The organism is Tsuneonella sp. HG094 (assembly GCF_053819285.1).
Genome location: NZ_JBSORA010000001.1, coordinates 1,343,770 through 1,365,989, shown reverse-complemented (window position 1 = coordinate 1,365,989; position 22,220 = coordinate 1,343,770). Strand labels below are relative to the sequence as shown.

Sequence of the window (22,220 nt, the reverse complement as noted above, 5' to 3'; positions counted from 1 at the left end):
CGTCGCGCTATCTGCATAGCCCAGCTCATGGCGAGATTGCCGCGTGTAGGAAAATGCTTTGGGATCAGTCGCGCCGCGCACGCTCGATTGCCTCGATTGCGGCAGCGAGTGCTTCGTTGCGGGTCATCGCCGAGTTGTCGATCACGAACGCGCCGTCTGCCACCCGCAAGGGGGCATCGCTGCGGTTGGCATCTCGTTCGTCGCGGAGGCGAATGTCGTCGGCAATGGACGTGAGGTCGGCCTCGATCCCTCGTTCGCGCATTTCCTTCCAGCGACGCTCGGCGCGGGCATCGACGCTGGCTGTGACGAAGAGCTTCACGTCGGCGTCGGGCGCGATGACGGTGCCGATGTCGCGCCCGTCGAGCACGGCTCCGCCCGGTTGCTCGGCAAAGGCACGCTGCCGCTCGAACAGTGCCTGCCGCACCGACGGATGGATCGACACGCGGCTTGCGAGGCCGCCGACTTCCTCGGTCCGCAGATGGGGGTCGCCCAACAGGCTGTCGGGAAAGGTCGTCGCCGCAAGCGCATCGCCGCCATCGTCGGGATCGCCGCCATCGCGGAACGCCTGCCATCCGACCGCGCGGTAGAGCAGTCCAGTGTCGAGATAGGCGAGGCCGTAATGCGCCGCGAGCGCGCGGGCGATCGTCCCCTTGCCCGAGGCAGTGGGACCGTCGACGGCGATGATCATGCGGCCTTCCTGCGGGCGAGGGTGGCCTTCACCAGCCCGTAGATCGCGATGGCGGCCCAGAAACCTTCGAGCACCAGGCTCGGCAAGTTCGTATGGACGATGAGCGACACGGTCAGCAGCGCGGCACCCGCAAGGTTGGTGCCGTGCAGCACGAACGGGTTCGGTGCGTCGGCCCAGGTCAGGTAGGCATAGGCGGCGATGATGCACGCCATCCCGGCGAACCCGACGAGGGTGTAGATGTCGAGACCGCTCATGCGCGCGCGCTGTCGAGCAGAGCTTCGAAGGCGGGGAAGCTCGTTGCGATGGGGCGCGTGTCATCGACCTCGACGCCGTCGCGGCTGACAAGGCCGGCGACCGCCATGCTCATCGCGATACGGTGGTCGAGGTGGGTGACGATCGGGCCGCCGCCGGGCAGCAGGTCGCCGCCGGTGCCGTCGATGACGAGGCCGTCTTCGACCTCCTCGACCCGTGCGCCCACAGTGGTGAGCGCGGCGGCCATGGCGGCGAGGCGATCCGATTCCTTGACGCGCAGTTCTTCGAGCCCGCGGGTCACGGTGCGGCCGTTTGCCAGCGCAGCCGCGACGAAAAGGACGGGAAACTCGTCGATCATGCTCGGCGCGACCGCCGGGTCGACCTCGATCCCCGTGAGCTGCGCATGGCGGACGCGCAGGTCGGCCACGGGCTCACCGCCCACCTCGCGCGCGTCCAGTTCCTCGATGCTCGCGCCCATCTGGCGCAGCACTTCGACCAGGCCCGCCCGCGTGGGGTTAAGGCCGACGTTCTCGATCACGAGATCGCTGCCCTCGATCACGCTCGCCGCGACCATGAAGAATGCGGCCGACGAAGGGTCGCCCGGAACCTCGATCGTCTGCGGATTGAGGTCGGCCTCGCCGCGCACGGTGATGATCCGTTCGCCGCCCACTTCCTCGACCTGCAGTTCCGCGCCGAAGCCGCGCAGCATCCGCTCAGAATGGTCGCGAGTCGGCACCGGCTCGATCACCGTGGTGATCCCGGCGGTGTTGAGGCCGGCAAGCAGCACCGCGCTCTTCACCTGGGCGCTCGCGACGGGAAGGCGGTACTCGATCGGCACCGGCACTTTCGCGCCGGTCATCATCAGCGGCAGGCGGCCGCCGGGCGATGGGGTGAAACTCGCGCCGATGCGGCTCAGCGGCTCGATCACCCGGCCCATCGGGCGCTTCGACAGGCTCGCGTCGCCGGTGAAGGCGGCGGTGATGTGGTGGCTGGCGATGAGCCCCATGAGCAGCCGGGTCGAAGTGCCCGAGTTTCCCATCTCGAGCGCGGCGCCCGGTTGCAGCAGGCCGCCGATGCCCACACCGTGGATGCGCCATTCGTCGCCGTACTTCTCGACCTGTGCGCCCATCGCGCGCATGGCGGCGGCAGTGGCCATCACGTCCTCGCCCTCGAGCAGGCCGGTCACGCGGGTTTCGCCCACCGCCAGCGCGCCCAGCATCACAGATCGGTGGCTGATTGACTTGTCGCCAGGCACGCGGATTCGACCGCGCAGGGGGGCGGATGGCAGGAAGCGGCGGGGGGAGGGTGTATCGCTGGTCAAGACGGCGGCTCTTTGACAGCGCCCATACCCTGTGGCAAGGCGCGCCCGCTCTTGATTCCGGTGCGCCGGATATCCATCAAGTTTCGTGAATTCTACGCCCTTGCCCGCCTCCCGGGCAGGCAGCATCGAGGATATACAATGGTCAAGCCAGAGTGGGGCACCAAGCGCCAGTGCCCCAAGTGCGGTGAACGCTTCTACGACCTGACGAAGGACGAGCCGGTCGAGTGCATCGAATGCGGCGAGAAGTGGTACCCCGAACCCGTCTTGAAGTCCAAGCAACCGATCCCCTTCGAGGAAGAAAAGAAGAAGAAGGAAGAGGCTGATTCCGACCTCGCCGGAGACGATCTGGAGGATCTCGACGTCGATGACGACGAGGATTCGCCGGACAACGACGTCGACCTCGGCGGTGACGACGATCTCGGCGTGACCACGGCGGGCGACGACGACGACGTGGACGAGTAAGTCCGGCAGCCCGATTTCGGGCTTGCCAACCGGGGCCGCCCTCCATAAAGGGGCGGCCCGCCGGACCTCACGGATCGGCACACATCGATGAGATGGGGCCTTAGCTCAGCTGGGAGAGCGCCTGCATGGCATGCAGGAGGTCAGCGGTTCGATCCCGCTAGGCTCCACCATCGAAACAGACAAAGTCGGGTTTCTCGCAATGAGGCTCGCACGCTGGCCGACGAGGTTTCGTCCGCCGGCGTTTTTCGCATTTGCCGGGCCCCATGCGGTTTGGCCGAGTTGAGGTAGCGCATGTTCGACACCCTGTCCGATCGCCTCGGCACCGTCTTCGACCGCCTACGCGGTCGCGGCGCGCTGAGCGAGCAGGACGTGCGCGATGCCATGCGCGAAGTGCGCGTCGCGCTGCTCGAGGCGGACGTGGCCCTGCCGGTCGCGCGCCGGTTCATCGATTCGGTCACCGAGAAGGCAGTCGGGCAGGACGTGCTCCGCTCGGTCACCCCGGGCCAGATGGTCGTCAAGATCGTCCACGACGAGCTCGTCGAGATGCTCGGCGGTGGCGACGGCGCGGTTGCCGAAGGGCTGAACCTCGCAGCGAAGCCCCCGGTCGTCGTGATGATGGTCGGCCTCCAGGGCTCGGGCAAGACGACCACAACCGCCAAGCTCGCGAAATATATCCGCGAGAAGCACGGCAAGAAGGCCCTGATGGCCTCGCTCGACGTCGCGCGGCCCGCGGCGCAGGAGCAGCTTGCGGTGCTCGGCACGCAGGTGGACGTGGCGACCCTGCCTATCGTGCAGGGCCAGCAGCCGGTCGACATCGCCCGCCGCGCGCTCGAATCGGCGCGGTTGCAGAACATCGACGTCCTGTTGCTCGACACCGCCGGCCGCCTGCACGTCGACCAGGCGCTGATGGAAGAGATGAAGGCGGTCGCCTCCGTTTCGGCGCCGACCGAAGTGCTGCTGGTGGTCGATTCGTTGACCGGCCAGGATGCGGTCAACGTCGCGCAGTCGTTCTCGGGCGAGGTGCCGCTGACTGGCGTTGTGCTGACCCGGATGGACGGCGACGCCCGCGGCGGCGCGGCGCTGTCGATGCGACACGTCACCGGGAAGCCGATCAAGTTCGCGGGCACCGGCGAAAAGCTCGACGCGATCGAGGCGTTCCATCCCGGCCGCGTGGCCGATCGCATCCTCGGCATGGGCGACGTCGTCTCCCTTGTCGAGCGCGCGGCCACCGCGATCAAGGAAGAAGAGGCCGAGGCGCTGGCCAAGCGCATGGCCAAGGGTCAGTTCGACCTCAACGACCTTCGCATGCAGCTCAAGCAGATGCAGAACATGGGCGGCCTCGGGATGCTCGCAGGCATGATGCCGGGCATGAAGAAGGCCAAGCAGGCGATGGCCCAATCGGGCATGGACGACAAAGTGCTCGTCCACATGGACGCAATCATCGGCTCGATGACGGCCAAGGAACGCGCCCGTCCCGAACTGATGAACGCCAAGCGCAAGAAGCGGGTGGCGGCGGGTGCGGGGCTCGACGTCCAGGACGTCAACAAACTGCTCAAGATGCACCAGGAAATGGCCCGCGCGATGAAGCAGATCCGCAAGATGGGCGGCTTCAAGGGCCTTGCCGCGGCGTTCGGAAAGGGCGGCCTCGGCGGTGCGCTCGGCGGAATGGGCGGCATGGGTGGCGGCGGCGGTTCCGCTCCGCCTGCGTTACCCGGACTCGGAGGCGGGGGGGTCCCCGGAAACCTCCAGGATTTGATGAAAAAGAAGTGATTACAGTTTCGTATTTCAGAAAGGTGAAGTGAAATGGCAGTTGCAATTCGTCTGTCGCGCGGTGGCGCGAAGAAGCGTCCGTATTACAAGATCGTGGTGGCCGACAGCCGCTCGGGCCGTGACGGCAAGTTCCTCGAGCAGATCGGGACCTACAACCCGCTCCTCGCCAAGGACGACGAGAACCGCGTGAAGATCGACGGCGACCGTGCGAAGCATTGGCTCTCGGTCGGCGCGCAGCCGTCGGACCGTGTCGCTCGCTTCCTCGACGCCGCCGGCGTTCGCGAGCGCGCCGCGCGCAACAACCCGAAGAAGGGTGAGCCGGGCGAAGCCGCCAAGGAGCGCGCCGAAGAGCGTGCCACCAAGGCTGCCGAGGCTGCCGAAGCCGCCGCTGCGGCCGCCGCCGCTCCCGCCCCCGAGCCGGATCCGGAAGTCGAGGCCGAGCCCGCCGCCGCCGAAAGCGATGCGACCGGTTCGGTGAAGTCGGAAGCGACCGCCGAGGCTGTTGCCGAAGCCGTTGCCGACGAAGTCCCAGCCGAAACCACTTCGGAAGACGCTGCCGCGATCGCCGAAGAAGTCGCCGAGGGCGGCCCGGCTGCCGAGGCTTCGGACGAAAAGGCCGAGGGCTAAGACCCGATGGACAAGCCCGTCACCCTCGCCGCCGTCGCCGGTGCGCACGGGGTGGCGGGCGAAGTCCGCCTGAAGCTGTTCGGCGAAGGTGTCGAATCGCTCAAGATTTACAAGACTTTCAACGACGGTGCTCTCACGCTGTCGAAAGTGCGGGACGACGGCAAGGGCGGCGCAGTCGCCCGCTTCGCCGAGATTGCCGACCGGACAGCCGCCGAGAATCTTCGCGGCACAGTCCTCACCGTCACGCGTGACGCGATGCCACCGCTCGGTGAGGGTGAATACTATCACGCAGACCTGATCGGCCTCTCCGCCGTCTCGCCCGAAGGTGAAATGCTGGGCATGATCGTCGCGGTCGAGAACTACGGGGCGGGCGATGTGCTCGATATCGAGCTTGTCAGCGGGAAGCGGGCGATGGTCCCGATGAACGCCGATGCGGTGCCCGAATGGAATGCCGCCCGCGCGGTAGTCGACCCCGCCTTTATCGCCTGATCGGGCGCTCCTTCGCCAAGTGGTTGCGGATGGTGGTCGATGCCACGCCCGCCTGGCCCATAGCATTGCTGATCTGGTCGAGGCCCTTCACCACGTCGCCCGCTGCGAACAGCCCCGGCACGCTCGTTTCGAAGTGATCGTCGGTGAGCACGCAGCCGTCCTCGCTCGTGTCCGCACCGGCCTGCTCGGCCAATTCGGAACGGATGTGGCTGCCGAGCGCTGGATAGACGCTGTCGAAGGTCATCCAGCCTCGCGACGTGTGCAGCGCCAACTGCTGGCCCTCAATCTTCCAGTCTCCGCAGGGGCCATCGACGCGAACGATCCCTGCGTCATCGAGCTTGGCGATGCATTCCAGATCGAGTTCGTGGCACTCATCGTGCGAAACGAGGGTCAGATCGCTGGTGTAGCCGCGAAGGAACAGCGCCTCAGCCGTGCCATGCGTCCCGCTGCCCACGACCGCGACCCGCTTGTCGGTGACCTCATAGCCATCGCAAACCGGACAATAGCGCAGCATCCCTGCAGCCAGCGCCGCGTCGTGTACTTCGTCGGGCAAGCCCGCGGGGCGGCGATTGATCACTCCAGTCGCCAGCAGGACGGACCGTGCGGTGTAGGTTCCGCTGTCGGTTCCTACGGTAAAATGGTCGCCGGTCTTCGCAAGGTGCGTCACGCGTTTCTCTTCCCGGATCGCACCGTACTGGTGCGCCTGCTTGTACATCCGGTTGAGGAGATCCTTGCCGTTGATCCCGTCGGGAAAGCCGGCGTGGTTGTGGCTCGTCGGGATCCACGCCGCGCGACTCTCGCCGCTGTCGAACAGCCGGATCGAGAGGTGATAGCGGGCGAGGTAGATCGCCGCGGTCAGCCCCGCGGGTCCGGCACCGATGATGATGCAGTCGTCCGGTACGTCCAGTTCTACGTCGCTCATGCTTGCCTTGCCCGTCCAGCTTCATCATGGCGGGCCGATGACCTTCGCCGCCACCGTCATAACGCTCTATCCCGAGATGTTTCCCGGACCTCTCGGCGTTTCGCTCGCGGGGCGGGCGCGCGAGCGGGGGGACTGGAGCCTTCAGGCAGTGCAGCTCCGCGACTTCGCGACGGACAAGCATCGCACGGTCGACGACACCCCGGCCGGCGGCGGCGCAGGCATGGTGCTGAAGGCCGATGTGCTCGCTGCCGCTCTGGATAGCGTGCCTGCAGGGCGGCCGGTTCTGGCGATGACCCCGCGTGGCAAACCGATCGACCAGGCGCGCATCCGGGAGCTTGCGGCTGGGCCGGGTGTCACCATCCTGTGCGGCCGGTTCGAAGGTTTCGACGAGCGCCTGTTCGAGGCGCGGCCCGAGATCGAGCAGGTGTCGCTCGGCGACATCGTGCTCTCTGGCGGCGAGCCCGCCGCGCTGGCCCTTCTCGATGCTTGCATTCGCCTGCTTCCCGGCGTAATGGGCGCCCCGCTCAGCGGAGCCGAGGAGTCCTTCGAGGAAGGCCTGCTCGAATATCCGCAGTTCACCCGACCTTATGAATGGGAAGGGCGCACGATCCCCGAAGTGCTGCGATCGGGGGATCATGCGAAGATCGCCGCATGGCGCAAGTCCATGAGCGAACACGATACTCGGCTACGCAGGCCGGACCTTTGGGAACGCTACAGTGGCGTTCGGGGCCAGCCTGCCTCTGGTGCGCAGCGAGAAACGAAGGACCAGGACCAGTGAATCTGATCCAGCAGCTCGAGGCCGAGGCCGTCGAGGCCCTGTCGCAGGGCAAGGACATCCCCGAATTCCGCGCCGGCGATACGCTGCGCGTGGGCGTGCGCGTCGTCGAAGGCACCCGCACCCGTACCCAGAACTTCGAAGGCGTGTGCATCGCGCGTTCGAACCGCGGCATGGGTTCGAATTTCACCGTGCGCAAGATCAGCTTCGGCGAAGGCGTGGAACGTGTGTTCCCGCTCTACTCGCCCAACATCGAGAGCATCACCGTGGTGCGTCGCGGTGTCGTGCGCCGTGCGAAGCTGTATTACCTGCGCGGCCGCACCGGCAAGCGCGCCCGCATTGCCGAGCGCAAGCAGGTGGTCGTCAAGGACAGCTGAGACAGCCGTCCGGTCGAAACCGAATAGAAAAGGGCGCTCCGGGAAACCGGGGCGCCTTTTTTCTTGCGCGACTTTGCCGCTTGATCGCATTTACCAACCGGGGATGACCGCGCCCGGTTCGGTGGTCGGGGGGATATGACCATGGGGGACGGCATTACGCTGGCGCCGGTTCGCGGACGCGACCGGATCGATGTGCTCGATATCCTGCGAGGGATAGCGATCCTCGGCATCTTTTACATGAACATCCCTTTCATGGCGGGCCCGATTGCGGCGCTGGTCGGCGATATCCGACAGATGGGGTGGACCCCGGCGGATGCCGCGACGTGGAGCGTCATCGCGGTGACCTGGGAAGGCACGCAGCGCGGGATGCTGGAATTTCTCTTCGGCGCGGGGCTAATGGTCACAGCGGCGAAGGCAATGGATCCGACCGGGCCGGTAGGGATCGCCGACCTCTACATTCGCCGAAACCTGTGGTTGTTCGCATTCGGCATGCTCGATGTGTTCGCGCTGCTGTGGCCCGGCGACATTCTCCACATCTACGGCCTCGCAGCGTTGCTGCTGTTTCCGTTCCGCACACTCTCGGTGCGCTGGCTGATACCGCTTGGCCTTCTGTTCGCGACCTTCAGCGCGGTCGGCGGCGGTTTCGAATATTCGAGCCGAACGCAGATGCAGGCGACCTACGCCGTGGCGCAGGACAAGGCAGCGAGCGGCACAAAGCTGACCAAGGCCGAGCAGGACGCGGTCAAGGAATGGCGCAAGAAGGAAAAGGACATCGCCACCGGCGGCGAATTCGGCCGGAAGATCGCCAAGGACGAGAAGAAGGCCCGCAGCGGCTCGATGCTCGATTACGCGTCCTTCATGTGGCAATCGTGGATCATGATCACAGGCAAGGGCGGCCTGCTGTTCGGAGTGTTCGAGGCGTTCAGCGCGATGCTGCTGGGTATCGCTCTGTGGAAGCTCGGCGTGATCCAGGGCAAGCGGACTGAGCGAGAATACCTCGTGCTGGTGCTGGTAGCCTATGGGATGGGCATGGGCCTGCGCTATCTCGGGGTGACCGAGCGGCTGGCCTTCGCTCCCATTCCGAAGACGATCTGGATTACCGCCGAATTCGCGCGTCTTGCGGTATCGCTGGGGCACGTTGCGCTGGTGAACCTGCTGGTCAAGGCGGCGGCAGGACGCTCGCTGCTTGCTCCCTTCAAGGCGGCGGGCAAGATGGCCTTCACTCTCTATTTCATGGAGCAGGTAATCGGCGTCTACGTGATGTTCTCGCCCATCGGCCTGCATCTCCCCGGCGCGCAGGGGTGGGCCACGCTCGCCTGGCAGGCGACGGCGGTCGTCGCGTTCCTGCTGGTGTTTGCGAATATCTGGATGCGGTTCTTCGTGTCGGGCCCGCTCGAATGGCTGTGGCGGAGCCTGTCGTACCTGTCGATCCAGCCGTTCCGCAGGCGGGCCGAACCGCTTGTCGAAGCGGGGTAAAAACGGGCGGGGCGGCGCCGGGGGGCCAGTGGAGCCGCCCCGCCAGTCGTGGGCGAAAGACTTGTGTCAGGAGACGTCACGGCATCACGCCGGAAAACCCCCTGTGTCCGCGTGATGCGGGTGTCCTTTGCGACCCGGCCCGTATCGGTGCTCGGCGGCGCCTCATGAGCCGGTGGGACCGGTGTGGCGGCCGGCTGTTAGGCAAATCTCAAGAAAGCCGGTCAACCCGGAATTAACCAGGCTTGGCGTGCCCCAAGGACACGCTGCGTTGCGCTTTTGCTGCAAGCGCGTAGAGGGGCCGCTCGAAATCGTCCGAGTGCACGAAGGAGTACGTGAAGTGGGTTACCGGGTGGCGGTGGTCGGAGCGACCGGCAACGTGGGCCGCGAGATGCTGGCCGTGCTCGCCGAGCGCGAGTTCCCCTGCGACGAGGTCGCGGCGGTTGCGAGTTCGCGTTCGACCGGGACCGAGGTCGAATTCGGCGACACCGGCAAGATGCTCAAGTGCAGGAACATCGAGCACTTCGACTGGGCTGGCTGGGACATCGCGCTGTTCTCCGCCGGCAGCGGCCCCGCGCAGGAATACGCGCCCAAGGCGGCTGCGGCGGGCTGCGTGGTGATCGACAACAGCAGCTTCTACCGCATGGACCCCGACGTGCCGCTGATCGTGCCCGAGGTGAACCCGGACGCGATCGACGGCTACTCGAAGAAGAACATCATCGCCAACCCCAACTGCTCGACCGCGCAGATGGTCGTTGCGCTGAAGCCGCTGCACGATGCCGCCGGCATCAAGCGCGTGGTGGTCAGCACCTACCAGTCGGTATCCGGCGCGGGCAAACAGGGCATGGACGAACTGTTCCAGCAGAGCCGCGGCATATTCGTCGGCGATCCGGTCGAAAGCCAGAAGTTCACCAAGCAGATTGCTTTCAACGTGATCCCGCACATCGACAGCTTCCTCGACGACGGCTCGACCAAGGAAGAGTGGAAGATGGTCGTGGAGACCAAGAAGATCCTCGATCCGAAGGTCAAGGTGACCGCGACCTGCGTGCGCGTGCCGGTCTTCGTCGGTCACTCGGAATCGATCAACCTGGAATTCGAGCGCGAGATTTCGGCGCAGGAGGCACAGGACATCCTGCGCGAGGCGCCGGGCGTCATGCTGATCGACAAGCGCGAGGACGGCGGATACGTCACCCCGGTTGAGTGCGTCGGCGACGGAGCGACCTTCATCAGCCGCGTGCGCGAAGACTCGACCGTCGAGAACGGCCTCAACATCTGGTGTGTCAGCGACAACCTGCGAAAGGGTGCCGCACTCAATGCGGTCCAGATTGCTGAACTGCTCGGACGGCGCTGCCTCAAGAAGGGCTGACCGTGCTCCGCCTCGGCGTACCGCTTCTGGCGCTCGCACTCATCGGATGCGGACAGGAACCGGCGGCACCGCAGCCTTCGGTCACTGCGAGCGCTTCGGGCAACGCGACACCGTCTCCCACTGCCACGGCAACCGCCCCTGTGGTGGTCGGGAAGGCGATCCTCAGTGCAGGCGGAGCCGGCTTCGGTCGCGCGTCGGCCAGCGCCACCCGCTTTTCATTCGGCGCTGCGCGGGCCGAAGTCGAGAAAGCGGCGGACGCTGCTCTCGGGGTTGCGCGCGAGCGCTCGGCCAATGGCGAGTGCGGCGAGGGTCCGCTCGAGTTCACCGACTATCCCGGATTGCGGCTCGTTTTCCAGGACGGGAACTTCGCGGGATGGCTTGCGCGCGAGGATACCCACGTCATTACGTCCGACGGAATTCGCCCGGGCACGTTCCTGCGCGATCTGCGGATCACCCGCAGCGTTCGCTTCGTGGAGGGAAGCACCCTCGACGGCGAATTCGAGTATCTCGCGGCTGACGGCAACTGGATCGGCGGCTTCGTCGCGGGCGCGGACCGCGAAACGAAGGTCGTGAGCCTCCACGCCGGACTGACCTGCTTCTTCCGCTAGATCGGCGACCGATCAGTGTTCCGCCATCGGCGGAGGCGGACCGCTCGAAGCGGCGGGGCGCAGGAACAACACCAGGGGCACTGCCGCGAGTGCAAACCAGGCCATGAGATAGAAATCGTTGAGATAGGCGATCATCGCCGCCTGCCGGTTGACCTCCGCATCGACGATGCCGAGCGCCACGTCGCCCAGCGTCTGGTAGCGATCGATCGTCGTGAGATCGAGCGACCCGAGCACCGCGCTGCTGATGCGCCCTCCCAGTTCCTCGTGCCCGATCTGGATGTTGGCGGCGAGCAGAATGGTGGTGATGGAAATGCCTATGGAGGCGCCAAGCGAGCGCATCAGGTTCAGAAGGCTCGACCCTTCGGTGCGGAGGCGGGGCTCGAGGGTCGCATAGGCCGCGATATTGAGCGGAATGAAGACAAGGCCCATCCCGAGACCTTGGATGAGTCCGGACTGGACGAAATGCCAGGCGTCGGTCGCAAGCGACCAGTGCGCCATCTGCCATTGGGACAAGGCAACGATCGCGAACCCGCTGCCGACGACCACGCGCACATCCGCGCCCCGTCGCACGAGAACTCCGGCCAGCTGCATCGAGATAAGAACGCCGATCCCGCGTGGCATCAAGACCATCCCGGTATCGATCACGCTGTATCCGAACAGGTGCTGGAGCATCGGCGCCATCAGCGCCATGTTGGCGAACATCACGAGTCCGATGACCAGCATGAAGGCCAACGAGATCGCGAAGTTCCGGTCCGCGAAGAGCGCGGTGTCGAACAGCGGCTGACGCGCGGTGGCGAAGTGGATGACCGCAATCCATGCACCGCTCGCGGCCAGGAACGCATAGAGCCAGATCTCCTTGGACGCGAACCAGTCGAGCTGGTGCCCGCGGTCGAGCATGAGCTGGAACGCGGCGAGCGCGAGCCCCACCAGCGCGAAACCGATCAGGTCGAAGCGCCGCGGGGTTGCCTCGCGCTCCGGCAGCAGCGACATCAGGATCGCGAGCGACAGGACGCCGATCGGCAAGTTGACGTAGAATACCCAGCGCCAGCTGGCGCTTTCGGTCAGCCAGCCGCCGAGTACCGGGCCGAGGATCGGGCCTATCATGATCCCCATGCCCCAGATCGCCATCACCTGGGCGTGGCGGCTGGGTCGGCTCGTATCGAGCATGAAACTCTGGCTGAGCGCGGGAATGAACGCGCCGGCAACGCCCTGCAATGCGCGGAAGATCACCATTTCGGGCAGGTTCTGCGCCATGCCGCAGAGCATCGAGGCGACGATGAACCCGGCTACCGATCCGATGAACAGTCGCCGTGCTCCGATCCGGTCGGCAAGCCAGCCGGTGATCGGCATCGCGACCGCGCTCGCGACGATATAGCTCGTCAGCACCCAGGTAATTGTGTCGGCGGTCGCTCCCAATGCGCTCTGCATGTGCGGGATCGCGACGTTGGCGATCGTGGAATCGAGCACCTGCAGGAGCGATGCAGCCATGATGCCGACAAGCAGCAATGCATGGTTCTCGACCGGCAGCAGCGCCTGGTCTGTCCGCGCTGCTTCGGCTGCCGGAACGGCGCCATCAGCCGGGATCGCGGCCGAGGCCATCGCCCTAGTGGCGCTTGCCGTCGGTGAACACGGTGACTTCGGTCGAGAGACCGGCGATCATCGCACGCGGTGGCTTGCCCTCGATCGCGATGCGCACGGGTACGCGCTGCGTGACTTTGACCCAGTTGCCGGTGGCGTTCTGCGCGGGCAGGACGGAAAACTCCGACCCGGTACCGGCACCGATCGACGATACGCGGCCCTTTACGACGATACCGGGATAGGCATCGAAGCGGACCTCGGCTGGTTGCCCGACCGCCATGTCGGCAAGGTCGGTTTCCTTGAAATTGGCCTCGACATAGGTGCTGCCGGTGGCAACCAGCGTGACCACGGGGAGGCCCTGGACGATCTGCTGCCCGTCCTGAAGCCGGTCGGCCTGGGCCACGCGGCCAGTAAGCGGGGCGCGAACTTCGGTTCGCCGCAGGTTGAGTTCGGCCAGCGCACGCTGTGCGCGTCCTGCGGCCACCTGCGGGTTCTCGCCCGGCACCTGCGCGCCTGTAGCGAGCTTGGCTTGTGCAGCGCTTCGGCGGGCTTCGGCTGCGCTGAGGTGTTCGCGGGCCTCCGCGACCGAGTGCTGCGCGGCCTCGAGATCGGCTTTCGTCGTGAAGCCGCGGCTCCACAACGCCTGCTGGCGGCTGAGCGCGGCCTGGTTGAACCCGATATCCTCCCGTGCGGCGGCAATATCGGCGCCCGACAGATCGGCCGCACTGGCGAGCGCGGTCACGTTCGCCTGCGCGGTCGCGATCGAGGCGTCTGCCTGCTGGATCTGCAGGCGGTAGGGCTCGGGATCGATGCGGAAGAGGAGATCGCCCTGCTGGACGGTCTGGCCGTCCTTCACCGCGACTTCGACGATCCGTCCGCCGACCTCGGCACTGATCGAGACCTTGTCCTGCTGGACGTAGGCGTTGTCGGTGGTGACCTTTCCCTGAAGGCTCAGCCAATAGAGACCACCCCCTATAAGCAGCGCAAGCGGTAGCGAGATCATCAGGGCAAGTCGGCCGAGACGTCGCGGAGACGCGGCTTTGGTGACGGTCTCTTGCTCGGACGCATCGACCGGGATGCTCATGGGATCGGCTTCAGCCATTGACCACGACCTTATCTACCGGCGCCGCAAGGTTTTCGGCGATGCGCTTGAGCATGGCGGCGAGCTGAGCCTGCTCCTTGTCATCAAACCCACTCAACATCGTCTCGGTCAGTCCATCGATTGCCCGTTCGATGCTTTCGATTTCGCTGCGGCTGCGCGGGGTCAGGTGTAGGCGCCGCGCGCGGCGATCGGTGGGGTCCTGCTGCCGTTCGACCAGACCGCTCTCCTCCATCCGATCGACCATGCGGCACAAGGTGATCGGCTCGATCTCCAGACGATCGGCGTACCACGCCTGGTTCTGGTCGGGATTGCGCGCCAGCATCAGCAGCAGCCGCGCCTGCGGCGAGGTGGCGCCGGTTGCGCGAACACGGTCGTCGAAGGCACGGCGCAGGAGACGCGAGCTGTCGACGAGGAGGTATGGTGCCATCTTGTCCATAGTAGCGCATATAATAAGCACACTCATGATAGACAATCGCTGGTTGGCGGAATTTCGTCGAGGCGTTAGGCGGCGGAAATGACAGAATCGATCAAGAGCGGCGGATGCCAGTGCGGTCGCATACGCTATCGCGTTTCCGTGGACCCGGACTCGGCCTATTTGTGCCACTGCCGGATGTGCCAGCGCGCGACCGGCGGCGTCTCGATCGCCTTCGTCGGGGTCAAGCGTTCGGAGTGCCAATGGGAGCGCGAGCCCGACTGGTATGCTTCGTCACCCATCGCCAAGCGACCGTTCTGCTCGCAGTGCGGTACGCCGCTGGGCTTCCAGTTTGCCGACGATGGCCCGAACATGGACCTGACCGTGGGCAGCTATGACGACCCGTGGGATTTCAAGCCGAAGCATCATTTCGGCGCGGAATCGATCCATGGAGCCTGGATCGATACTCACGACCTTCCGCGGATGCGGACTGACGAATACGACGCCTTAATGCAGAAGTGGAAAGACGCCGGCGCGGAGCCGCCGAAGTGAGCACCGTCACTACCGAAACCCTCGAAGGCTTCGACGGCGCGCCGCTGGCTGTCCACCGGATCGGAGCGGGACGGCCGGTTCTCCTCCTTCACGGCCTATTTTCGGAAGCGAACACGAACTGGATCAGGTTCGGTCATGCGCAGAAACTGGTGGACGCCGGGTTTGAGGCGATCATGCCCGATCTGCGCGCGCACGGTGCCAGCGCCAAGCCGCACGAAGCGGCAGCCTACCCCACCGATGTACTGGTGCGCGACACCTTCGCGCTCGTCGAGCAACTGGGGCTCGTCGATTACGACCTCGTCGGCTTTTCGCTCGGCGCACGGACGGCGGCGCGTTCCGTAATCGCGGGTCTGGAGCCGCGGCGTCTGGTGCTCGCCGGCATGGGTCTCGAGGGGCTCGCGGGCTGGAATCGGCGCTCCGCCTTCTTCCTCGACGCCATCGACCGGTTCGATTCGGTGAAGCACGGCGATCCCGCGTTCATGGCGGTCGCCTTCATGAAGACGCAGAAGATCGACCGCGTGGCGGCGCGACTGCTGCTCCAGTCGGTGGGCGATACCGAGCCGGCCGATCTCGAGAAGATCGCCATGCCGACGCTCGTCCTCTGCGGCGCCGAAGACCGGGACAACGGCGATCCCGTCGCGCTGGCGGAGGCGCTACCCGATGCGCGCCACGAGGTTATCCCGGGCACCCACATGGGCTCGGTCACCGAAGGCGCGCTGGGCGATGCGCTGGTTAGCTTCCTGTCGGGTTGATTAAGCCGAGGCACAGGTTAGGGCGGTAACAGCTGAAACCAACAGGTTGCCATTCGCTCCAGGAGAGTTCCGCCATGAAGTTCGCATCCGTTGCGCTGACCGCGCTTGCCGTCGCGCTCGCCGCTCCCGCCTTCGCCCACAACGAAGTCACTTATCCGCAGACCGCCGAAGGTGCGGCGCAGTTCGTCGCCGCGGCGGAGAAGGACCTGTTCGATTATACGGTTGAGGCGAGCCAGGTGAACTGGGTTAACGCCACGAACATCACCGAGGATACCGACGCGATGGCTGCGCGGATCAACGCGGTGGGAACCGAAAAGACGGTGAAGTATGCGCTCGAGGCGGCGAAGTTCGCTGCGCTTCCGGGCCTCGACGCAGACGTGAAGCGCAAGCTCGACATCATGCGCAATGGGCTCGTGCTGCCTGCCCCTACCACGCCGGGTGCCGCGACCGAACTGAATACGATCGCGACCAGCCTGCAAAGCCAGTACGGCAAGGGCAAAGGCACCCTGAACGGCAAGGAAATCAACGGCTCGGACATCGAGGCCGAGATGGGCAATCCCGAGCGGACACCCGCCGAACTCAGCGAGATGTGGGCGAGTTGGCACACCAACGTCGGCGCGCCGATGAAGGACGATTACGCCCGCATGGTGACCATCGCCAACGAGGGCGCGAAGGAACTCGGCTTTGCCGACACCGGCGCGATGTGGCGCTCGGGCTACGACATGAGCCCCGCCGATTTCCAGGCGATGACGGAGCGGCTGTGGAACGAGACCAAGCCGCTGTACCAGGCGCTGCACACCTACGTGCGCTGGAAGCTCAACGAGAAGTACGGCGATGCGGTGCAGCCCAAGACCGGCGCCATCCGCGCCGACCTGCTCGGCAACATGTGGGCGCAGGAATGGGGCAATATCTACCCGCTCGTCGCGCCGGCAGGCTCGGGCGACCTCGGCTATGACATCGGCGAACTGCTGACCGCGCAGAACAAGACCCCGCTCGACATGGTCAAGATCGGCGAGGGCTTCTACTCCTCGCTCGGCATGGCACCGCTGCCGCAGACGTTCTGGCAGCGCAGCATGTTCGTGAAGCCGGCCGACCGCGAAGTCGTGTGCCACGCGAGCGCGTGGGACATCGACAACAAGGACGACATCCGCATCAAGATGTGCACGAAGGTCAATTCGGACGACTTCGTGACCATCCACCACGAGCTCGGCCACAACTACTACCAGCGCGCCTACAAGGACCAGCCGTTCGCGTATCTAAACGGCGCGAACGACGGCTTCCACGAGGCGATCGGCGACTTCGTGGCGCTGTCGATCACCCCTCAGTACCTCGTGGACATCGGCCTGCTCGACAAGAGCAAGGTTCCGAGTGCCGACAAGGACACCGGCCTGCTGCTGCGCCAGGCGATGGACAAGGTCGCGTTCCTGCCGTTCGGCCTGCTGGTCGACAAGTGGCGCTGGGGCGTGTTCGATGGCACGATCACGCCGGCGACCTACAACAGCGCGTGGGTGGACCTGAAGAAGCAGTACCAGGGCATCGTTCCGCCGGTCGATCGGCCCGCGAACGCGTTCGACCCGGGTGCGAAGTATCACATTCCCGGCAACACGCCGTACACGCGCTACTTCCTCGCGCGGATCCTGCAATTCCAGTTCTACCAGGCGGCTTGCAAGCAGGCCGGATGGAAGGGGCCGCTCCACCGCTGCTCGTTCTATGGCAACAAGGAAGTCGGCGCTAAGCTGAATGCGATGCTGGAAATGGGCGCGTCGAAGCCTTGGCCCGAAGCGCTGCAGGCGTTCACCGGCACCCGCGAGATGAGCGCCAAGCCGATGCTCGACTACTTCGCCCCGCTCAAGAAGTGGCTCGACCAGAAGAACAAGGGCAAGCCCAGCGGCTGGTAAGCCTTTGCAAAAAGCGCACTTGCGCGCGTCGATGAATCTCCTGAGGAATTCGGACGCCGGATCGGCTTTCGATTCGAGAAGGGGGACTACATTCGATGCGCGCAGGTATTCTGGGTCCACTCATGGTGGCTGGAGCTGTTCTTGCAGCTCCGGCGACCGCGGCCGACACTGTCACCGCCTACAACCCGGGCGGCGTAGCGACCGCCGATGCAGGATACAAGGCCACGATCGACGTCGACGATTACGGCGATCCGATCATCAATACCGAGTGGGGTGGATACACGGGTGCTGTGTATTTCTACGGATGCGACGAAGCTACGCACGACCGCTGCGAATCGGTGCAGCTTCGATCGGGCTTCGATCGCAAGAATCCGCTGCCGCTGACCACCCTCAACGAGGTCGTCACCAAATACCGCTACACGGCGATGTGGCTCGACAAGGATGGCGACCCGTGGGTCAATTTCGACCTCTTCACGGGCAGCGGCATCCCGAAAGACGTCTTCACCACAGCGGTGAAGGCCTATGTCGATAAACTTTCTACCATTGCCGACGCCGTCTTCGCGGACGAGCGAAAATAGCTCGATGGCTTCAGCGCAATCCGCCTGTTCGGCCGATTAGCGAAACGGCGGTTCGTTGAACGCGCGCAGCTTGCGGGAGTGGAGGCGCTCGCCTTCCTCCTTGAGTCGCCGACACGCTGCGACGCCGATCTGCAAGTGCGCGGCGATCGCTTCCTCGTAGAACTTGTTTGCCTGGCCGGGCATCTTGATCTCGCCGTGGAGCGGCTTGTCGCTGACGCAGAGCAGTGTGCCGTAGGGTACGCGGAAGCGATAGCCCTGGCCCGCGATCGTCGCGCTCTCCATGTCGACCCCGACCGCACGGCTCAACGACATGCGGTGCGCCGACTTGGTGTACTGCAGTTCCCAGTTGCGATCGTCGGTGGTGACCACGGTGCCGGTGCGCATCCGCTGCTTGAGGTCGGCGCCCTGCGTCCCGGATACTTCCTCCGCCGCGCTGTAGAGCGCCTGCTGGACCTCGGCGATCGCGGGAAGGGGGATTTCGGGCGGCAGGACCGGGTCCAGCACGTGATCGTCGCGCAGGTAGGCGTGGGCGAGGACGTAGTCGCCGATCTTCTGGCTCGGGCGCAGGCCGCCACAGTGGCCGATCATCAGCCACGCCTCGGGCCGCAGGACGGCGAGGTGGTCGGTGATCGTCTTGGCGTTGGAAGGACCGACCCCGATGTTCACCAACGTGATGCCGCTTCGGTTCTCGCCGACCAGGTGATAGGCGGGCATCTGGTGCCGCCGCCACGCGGTATCCGAAAGCTGCATCCGCGCGTTGCCGCGCGGTTCGGTCAGATACAACCCACCCGCGCCGGCCAGCGCGCTGAATGCGTTGCCGCCGAGCTGCTCGGCCGCCCAGTCAACGAATTCATCGACATACCGGTGATAGTTCGTGAACAGGATGAAGCGCTGGAAGTGTTCAGGACTTGTGCCCGTGTAGTGGGCGAGCCGCGCAAGGCTGAAGTCGGTCCGCAGGCCGTCGAACAGCGACAGGGGGATAGGATCGTCGGGCCCGCCGAGTTCGATCCCGTCGGCCAGCTCGTCGCCGATAAGCGCGAGTTCGGTTGCCGGGAAATGCCGCGCAAGGACCTGCGGCGCGATGCCCGCAAGGTCCGCCCCGGCGGTGCCGTCGAGTACGTAGGGAAACGGGATTTCCTGCCGGGAAGCGCGCACTTCCACCTCGACCGGGTAATCGGCCGCGATCAGTTCGAGCTGCTCGGTCAGGTACGAAGCGAACAGCGCCGGGCGCGTCACTGTCGTCGCGTAAGTGCCCGGCGCGTTGAGCCGCCCGTAAGCAAGACCGTGCGGGCTCGCAGGAGCCTCTCCGCCATAGCGGATCACCAGTTCGGGATAGGCATAGCTGCCGTCGATCCGGCGCGAGGCCGCAGGCAGTTTCCCGTCGCGGGCGAAGGCGACGATATCGTCGCGCAGGTTCTGAACCGCGCGGTCGTAGTGCTCCGTGAGCTGGGCGAGGATAGTTTCAACCGATTCCATCGACGGCAGATAGCGCGCCGCTTGCGACAAGGCAAAGACGGCCCGCGAACCCTTTTCCTCCTCGGTCGTTGAGCGGATCATGGACCAGTTCATCATCAACGCCATCGCGCAAGGCGGCTACGTCGGCATTTTCCTGCTGATGGCGCTGGAGAACATCTTCCCGCCGTTGCCGAGCGAAGTGATCATGGGCGTCGGCGGCGTGCTGGTTTCGCGGGGACAGATGGACTTCTGGCCGCTCCTTGCGGTGGGTACGGCGGGGACCGTAGCGGGCAACTATGCCTGGTACTGGCTCGGCGATCACTGGGGTTACGAGCGCACCAGGCCGTTCATCGACCGGTGGTGCCGCTGGCTCACGATCGACTGGGAGCATGTCGAAAAGGCGAGCCGGTTCTTCCACAGTCATGGCCAGTGGGTCGTGCTGTTTCTGCGCTTCTCGCCGTTCATGCGCACGATGATTTCTCTTCCCGCGGGCCTTGCGCACATGCCCGTCGGCAAGTTCCTGCTGTTCACCACGCTCGGGTCGATCGTGTGGAACGCGCTGCTGATCCTGGGTGGGACCGTGCTCGCGCGGTTCCTCGGCGAGTACGAGGTGGTAATGGGCTGGACGATTCTCGGCCTGATTGCCCTCGGCCTTGCCGGATACATCTGGCGTGTCGCCACCTGGAAGCCGCGGCACGAGCGGGAGCTTCCCGCCGAGTAGCCGTCACCCGCGCGGGTGTGCGTTGCGGTAGGTATCGAGCAGCGTCGCCGCATCGACGCGGGTGTAGATCTGGGTCGATCCCAGGCTTGCATGGCCAAGCAGTTCCTGCAGGCTCCTGAGGTCCACTCCGGCGCTGAGCAGGTGCGTGGCAAAGCTGTGTCGCAGAGCGTGGGGCGTTGCGGTCGAAGGCAGGCCAAGTGCAATTCGCGCGCGTGCCATCGCCTTCTGCACCATTCCCTGGCCGAGCGGTCCGCCCTTGGTCCCGCGGAACACGGGTGTTTCCCGCGCGGTCGGCCAAGGGCTCTTGGCGAGGTAATCGGCCACACCCGCGCGGACCAGCGGGATGAGCGGCACCACGCGCTGCTTGTTGCCCTTGCCGGTCACGACCAGCGTCTCGCCCAGCGGCAGGTCGGCCCCGGTTAGCGACAGCGCCTCGGCGATGCGCAGGCCCGCGCCATACATGAGCAGCAGAACCGCCCGGTCGCGCGAGCCGATCCAGTCCTCGCTCGCGCTTCCAGCGACGAGATCGGTCAGGTTCACTGCCTCGTCGGGCGTGACCGGGCGGGGCAGCCCCTTCTTCAGGCGAGGTCCACGCAGTCGCGGTGCGGTCGCATCCTCGCCGACTTGCGAGCGCGCGAAGGCGACGAACCCCTTGAGCGCCGACAGCTCGCGTGCAGCCGAGGCGTTGGCGAGGCCGTCGGCACGACGCAGCGCGAGCTGCCGGCGTAGCGCGGGTCCGTCGGTCGCGGCGACCTGTGACCATTCCCTCAAGCCGGTCGCTTCCAGCAGGCGATTGGCCGCGGCTAGGTAGGCGCGAACGGTATGCGGACTGCGGCGCCGACCGTCGCGCAGGTGTGCGCCCCATGCTTCGAGGAGGTCGGCCTTGCTCACGCCTCGACCAGCGCGTCGGGCACGAGCTCTCCGAGCAATGCATCGAGCAACGGCATCCCGGCCTCGGTGATGGTCAACCGGTCGCCCTCGGTGGCGACGAGCCCGAGCGACCGATGAAGCGCAAGGCGATCCGCGTCGATCAGGTCGCCTTGCGGAACGGCGAAGCGGCGCGACAAGGCGGCAAGATCCACCCCTTCGGCCAGTCGAAGGCCCATCAACAGCGCTTCGGAAGCTTGTTCGCGGAGCCTAAGCGAGCGTTCCTCCGCGATGCCTTGCCCGCTCGTCGAGACCGCAGCGAGCCAGTTCTCCGGCTTCTTGTGGCGCACCGTCGCGTGCCCGCCGCGTCGGCCGTGGGCGCCGGGGCCGATCCCCGCGTAGTCGCGGTATCGCCAGTAGGCGAGGTTGTGGCGGCTCTCCTGCCCGGGGCGCGCGTGGTTCGACACCTCGTAGGCTGGGATGCCCGCCGCCGCGGTCATCAGGCGGGTGAGGGCGAAAAGGTCCGCAGCCGGATCGTCGTCGAGCGGGGAGAACGTGCCCTGCCGCACATCGGTGGCGAACCGCGTGCCCGGCTCGATCGTGAGCTGGTAGAGCGACAGGTGATCGGTGCCGAGCGCCAGCGCCCGGGCCAGCTCCGCTTCCCAATCCGCCACGGTCTGACCGGGGCGCGCGTAGATGAAATCTGCGTTGACCCGCGCGAAGACGCTCTGCGCCGTTTCGAGCGCGGCGAGACCCTCGCTCGCATCGTGCAGCCTCCCGAGGAACCGCAGCGCTGCATCGTCGAGCGACTGGAGGCCCAGAGAGACCCGGTTCACTCCCGCCGCTGCCAGTCCCGCAAAGGCCGCAGCCTCGACCGAAGAAGGGTTGGCCTCCAGCGTGATCTCGATCGCGTCGGCAAAGCCCCACAGCCGCTCGGCCTCGGCCAGCAGCGCAGCTACGAGGGCGGGGGGCATCAAGCTCGGCGTGCCGCCGCCGAAGAATATCGAATCAAGCGGTTCGCCACTCGCGAATGCAGCTTCGTGTCGCATGTCGGCGATCAGCGCGGCCTGCCACGCCGGCACATCCACGCCATCTCGGACATGCGAGTTGAAATCGCAATACGGGCACTTCTTAAGGCAGAACGGCCAGTGGATGTAGAGTGCGCGGGCCATTTA

24 protein-coding genes and 1 tRNA gene are annotated in these 22,220 nt (G+C 65.7%); 15 read left to right on the top strand and 10 right to left on the bottom strand.

From position 1 onward, the window contains the following. Window positions 1-64: 64 nt before the first annotated feature. Genes ACWPMX_RS06830 through aroA form a run of 3 tightly spaced genes read right to left on the bottom strand, consistent with a single transcriptional unit; the run spans window position 65 to window position 2,261 of the window. Window positions 65-688: a (d)CMP kinase gene (locus ACWPMX_RS06830; protein WP_455699286.1), complete on the bottom strand. Its 624-nt coding sequence runs from the start codon at window positions 686-688 to the stop codon at window positions 65-67. Then, window positions 685-942, bottom strand: a complete 258-nt coding sequence (locus ACWPMX_RS06825; RefSeq protein WP_455699285.1) for a CBU_0592 family membrane protein — start codon at window positions 940-942, stop codon at window positions 685-687. The genes ACWPMX_RS06830 and ACWPMX_RS06825 overlap by 4 nt, the downstream gene beginning before the upstream one ends. Then, window positions 939-2,261 carry a 3-phosphoshikimate 1-carboxyvinyltransferase gene (gene aroA, locus ACWPMX_RS06820; RefSeq protein ID WP_455699284.1) on the bottom strand — a complete coding sequence of 441 codons (1,323 nt, stop codon included), beginning with the start codon at window positions 2,259-2,261 and terminating at the stop codon, window positions 939-941. The genes ACWPMX_RS06825 and aroA overlap by 4 nt, the downstream gene beginning before the upstream one ends. A 138-nt stretch (window positions 2,262-2,399) precedes the next feature. Between aroA and ACWPMX_RS06815 the strand changes: the two genes are divergently transcribed. The 5 genes from ACWPMX_RS06815 (at window position 2,400) to rimM (ending at window position 5,609) form a co-directional block, all read left to right on the top strand. After that, a complete protein-coding gene (locus tag ACWPMX_RS06815; protein ID WP_455699283.1) occupies window positions 2,400-2,723 on the top strand; it encodes a TIGR02300 family protein in 324 nt (107 codons plus the stop codon). A 94-nt stretch (window positions 2,724-2,817) separates the two neighbouring features. Beyond that, window positions 2,818-2,893: transfer RNA gene (locus ACWPMX_RS06810), tRNA-Ala, on the top strand. A gap of 121 nt (window positions 2,894-3,014) precedes the next feature. Beyond that, the gene (ffh, locus tag ACWPMX_RS06805; protein WP_455699282.1) at window positions 3,015-4,493 is read left to right on the top strand and encodes a signal recognition particle protein; all 1,479 of its coding nucleotides are present in this window, start codon (window positions 3,015-3,017) and stop codon (window positions 4,491-4,493) included. Between the two features lie 33 nt (window positions 4,494-4,526). Then, entirely contained in the window at window positions 4,527-5,120 is a 594-nt protein-coding gene (gene rpsP, locus ACWPMX_RS06800; RefSeq protein ID WP_455699281.1) for a 30S ribosomal protein S16, read from the top strand. 6 nt (window positions 5,121-5,126) lie between these two features. Next, window positions 5,127-5,609: a ribosome maturation factor RimM gene (gene rimM / locus ACWPMX_RS06795; protein WP_455699280.1), complete on the top strand. Its 483-nt coding sequence runs from the start codon at window positions 5,127-5,129 to the stop codon at window positions 5,607-5,609. Here the strand turns inward: rimM and ACWPMX_RS06790 are convergent. Beyond that, window positions 5,599-6,531 carry an NAD(P)/FAD-dependent oxidoreductase gene (locus tag ACWPMX_RS06790; protein WP_455699279.1) on the bottom strand — a complete coding sequence of 311 codons (933 nt, stop codon included), beginning with the start codon at window positions 6,529-6,531 and terminating at the stop codon, window positions 5,599-5,601. The genes rimM and ACWPMX_RS06790 overlap by 11 nt on opposite strands. A gap of 37 nt (window positions 6,532-6,568) precedes the next feature. Between ACWPMX_RS06790 and trmD the strand changes: the two genes are divergently transcribed. The 5 genes from trmD to ACWPMX_RS06765 all read left to right on the top strand — a co-directional run bounded on the left by trmD (window position 6,569) and on the right by ACWPMX_RS06765 (window position 11,130). Then, complete coding sequence (trmD, locus tag ACWPMX_RS06785; protein WP_455699278.1) at window positions 6,569-7,309, top strand: tRNA (guanosine(37)-N1)-methyltransferase TrmD; 741 nt, start codon at window positions 6,569-6,571, stop codon at window positions 7,307-7,309. Further along, the gene (gene rplS, locus ACWPMX_RS06780) at window positions 7,306-7,683 is read left to right on the top strand and encodes a 50S ribosomal protein L19 (protein WP_455699277.1); all 378 of its coding nucleotides are present in this window, start codon (window positions 7,306-7,308) and stop codon (window positions 7,681-7,683) included. The genes trmD and rplS overlap by 4 nt, the downstream gene beginning before the upstream one ends. Window positions 7,684-7,824: 141 nt before the next feature. Then, window positions 7,825-9,159, top strand: coding sequence for a DUF418 domain-containing protein (locus ACWPMX_RS06775; protein WP_455699276.1), 1,335 nt, complete (start codon window positions 7,825-7,827; stop codon window positions 9,157-9,159). Window positions 9,160-9,496: 337 nt separating this feature from the next. Further along, window positions 9,497-10,522, top strand: coding sequence for an aspartate-semialdehyde dehydrogenase (locus tag ACWPMX_RS06770; protein ID WP_455699275.1), 1,026 nt, complete (start codon window positions 9,497-9,499; stop codon window positions 10,520-10,522). Window positions 10,523-10,524: 2 nt separating this feature from the next. Next, on the top strand, window positions 10,525-11,130 hold the full coding sequence (locus ACWPMX_RS06765; protein ID WP_455699274.1) for a hypothetical protein: 606 nt from the start codon (window positions 10,525-10,527) through the stop codon (window positions 11,128-11,130). 12 nt (window positions 11,131-11,142) lie between these two features. Here the strand turns inward: ACWPMX_RS06765 and ACWPMX_RS06760 are convergent, their stop codons facing one another. The 3 genes from ACWPMX_RS06760 to ACWPMX_RS06750 are packed head-to-tail and all read right to left on the bottom strand — an operon-like array spanning window position 11,143 to window position 14,246. Beyond that, window positions 11,143-12,729, bottom strand: coding sequence for a DHA2 family efflux MFS transporter permease subunit (locus tag ACWPMX_RS06760; protein ID WP_455699273.1), 1,587 nt, complete (start codon window positions 12,727-12,729; stop codon window positions 11,143-11,145). Between the two features lie 4 nt (window positions 12,730-12,733). Beyond that, entirely contained in the window at window positions 12,734-13,810 is a 1,077-nt protein-coding gene (locus tag ACWPMX_RS06755; protein WP_455699272.1) for an HlyD family secretion protein, read from the bottom strand. Beyond that, complete coding sequence (locus ACWPMX_RS06750) at window positions 13,803-14,246, bottom strand: MarR family winged helix-turn-helix transcriptional regulator (RefSeq protein WP_455699271.1); 444 nt, start codon at window positions 14,244-14,246, stop codon at window positions 13,803-13,805. Before ACWPMX_RS06750 ends, ACWPMX_RS06755 begins: the two co-directional genes overlap by 8 nt. Before the next feature lie 78 nt (window positions 14,247-14,324). Between ACWPMX_RS06750 and ACWPMX_RS06745 the strand changes: the two genes are divergently transcribed. From ACWPMX_RS06745 to ACWPMX_RS06730, 4 genes are all read left to right on the top strand, one after another. Next, entirely contained in the window at window positions 14,325-14,774 is a 450-nt protein-coding gene (locus tag ACWPMX_RS06745; RefSeq protein WP_455699270.1) for a GFA family protein, read from the top strand. Further along, the gene (locus ACWPMX_RS06740; RefSeq protein ID WP_455699269.1) at window positions 14,771-15,526 is read left to right on the top strand and encodes an alpha/beta fold hydrolase; all 756 of its coding nucleotides are present in this window, start codon (window positions 14,771-14,773) and stop codon (window positions 15,524-15,526) included. The genes ACWPMX_RS06745 and ACWPMX_RS06740 overlap by 4 nt, the downstream gene beginning before the upstream one ends. Before the next feature lie 74 nt (window positions 15,527-15,600). Then, the gene (locus ACWPMX_RS06735; protein WP_455699268.1) at window positions 15,601-17,424 is read left to right on the top strand and encodes a M2 family metallopeptidase; all 1,824 of its coding nucleotides are present in this window, start codon (window positions 15,601-15,603) and stop codon (window positions 17,422-17,424) included. A 95-nt stretch (window positions 17,425-17,519) separates the two neighbouring features. Next, window positions 17,520-18,002, top strand: a complete 483-nt coding sequence (locus ACWPMX_RS06730; protein ID WP_455699267.1) for a YbjN domain-containing protein — start codon at window positions 17,520-17,522, stop codon at window positions 18,000-18,002. Between the two features lie 36 nt (window positions 18,003-18,038). Here ACWPMX_RS06730 and ACWPMX_RS06725 read toward each other — a convergent pair whose 3' ends face one another. Next, entirely contained in the window at window positions 18,039-19,478 is a 1,440-nt protein-coding gene (locus ACWPMX_RS06725) for an AMP nucleosidase (RefSeq protein ID WP_455700743.1), read from the bottom strand. Between the two features lie 79 nt (window positions 19,479-19,557). Between ACWPMX_RS06725 and ACWPMX_RS06720 the strand changes: the two genes are divergently transcribed. Then, window positions 19,558-20,178, top strand: coding sequence for a DedA family protein (locus tag ACWPMX_RS06720; RefSeq protein WP_455699266.1), 621 nt, complete (start codon window positions 19,558-19,560; stop codon window positions 20,176-20,178). Window positions 20,179-20,181: 3 nt separating this feature from the next. Here ACWPMX_RS06720 and ACWPMX_RS06715 read toward each other — a convergent pair whose 3' ends face one another. Further along, the gene (locus ACWPMX_RS06715; protein WP_455699265.1) at window positions 20,182-21,069 is read right to left on the bottom strand and encodes a tyrosine recombinase XerC; all 888 of its coding nucleotides are present in this window, start codon (window positions 21,067-21,069) and stop codon (window positions 20,182-20,184) included. Beyond that, a complete protein-coding gene (gene hemW, locus ACWPMX_RS06710) occupies window positions 21,066-22,217 on the bottom strand; it encodes a radical SAM family heme chaperone HemW (protein ID WP_455699264.1) in 1,152 nt (383 codons plus the stop codon). Before hemW ends, ACWPMX_RS06715 begins: the two co-directional genes overlap by 4 nt. Between the last annotated feature and the right edge of the window lie 3 nt (window positions 22,218-22,220).

Coding starts and splice junctions, on each gene's coding strand:
- ACWPMX_RS06790 (WP_455699279.1), bottom strand. CDS start 6,531: ATGAGCGACGTAGAACTGGACGTACCGGACGACTGCATCATCATCGGT.
- ACWPMX_RS06755 (WP_455699272.1), bottom strand. CDS start 13,810: ATGGCTGAAGCCGATCCCATGAGCATCCCGGTCGATGCGTCCGAGCAA.
- hemW (WP_455699264.1), bottom strand. CDS start 22,217: ATGGCCCGCGCACTCTACATCCACTGGCCGTTCTGCCTTAAGAAGTGC.
- ACWPMX_RS06775 (WP_455699276.1), top strand. CDS start 7,825: ATGGGGGACGGCATTACGCTGGCGCCGGTTCGCGGACGCGACCGGATC.
- ACWPMX_RS06750 (WP_455699271.1), bottom strand. CDS start 14,246: ATGGACAAGATGGCACCATACCTCCTCGTCGACAGCTCGCGTCTCCTG.
- rpsP (WP_455699281.1), top strand. CDS start 4,527: ATGGCAGTTGCAATTCGTCTGTCGCGCGGTGGCGCGAAGAAGCGTCCG.
- trmD (WP_455699278.1), top strand. CDS start 6,569: ATGACCTTCGCCGCCACCGTCATAACGCTCTATCCCGAGATGTTTCCC.
- ACWPMX_RS06760 (WP_455699273.1), bottom strand. CDS start 12,729: ATGGCCTCGGCCGCGATCCCGGCTGATGGCGCCGTTCCGGCAGCCGAA.
- ACWPMX_RS06825 (WP_455699285.1), bottom strand. CDS start 942: ATGAGCGGTCTCGACATCTACACCCTCGTCGGGTTCGCCGGGATGGCG.
- rimM (WP_455699280.1), top strand. CDS start 5,127: ATGGACAAGCCCGTCACCCTCGCCGCCGTCGCCGGTGCGCACGGGGTG.
- ACWPMX_RS06745 (WP_455699270.1), top strand. CDS start 14,325: ATGACAGAATCGATCAAGAGCGGCGGATGCCAGTGCGGTCGCATACGC.
- ACWPMX_RS06725 (WP_455700743.1), bottom strand. CDS start 19,478: ATGGAATCGGTTGAAACTATCCTCGCCCAGCTCACGGAGCACTACGAC.
- ACWPMX_RS06815 (WP_455699283.1), top strand. CDS start 2,400: ATGGTCAAGCCAGAGTGGGGCACCAAGCGCCAGTGCCCCAAGTGCGGT.
- ACWPMX_RS06735 (WP_455699268.1), top strand. CDS start 15,601: ATGAAGTTCGCATCCGTTGCGCTGACCGCGCTTGCCGTCGCGCTCGCC.
- ACWPMX_RS06830 (WP_455699286.1), bottom strand. CDS start 688: ATGATCATCGCCGTCGACGGTCCCACTGCCTCGGGCAAGGGGACGATC.
- ACWPMX_RS06730 (WP_455699267.1), top strand. CDS start 17,520: ATGCGCGCAGGTATTCTGGGTCCACTCATGGTGGCTGGAGCTGTTCTT.
- ACWPMX_RS06720 (WP_455699266.1), top strand. CDS start 19,558: ATGGACCAGTTCATCATCAACGCCATCGCGCAAGGCGGCTACGTCGGC.
- ffh (WP_455699282.1), top strand. CDS start 3,015: ATGTTCGACACCCTGTCCGATCGCCTCGGCACCGTCTTCGACCGCCTA.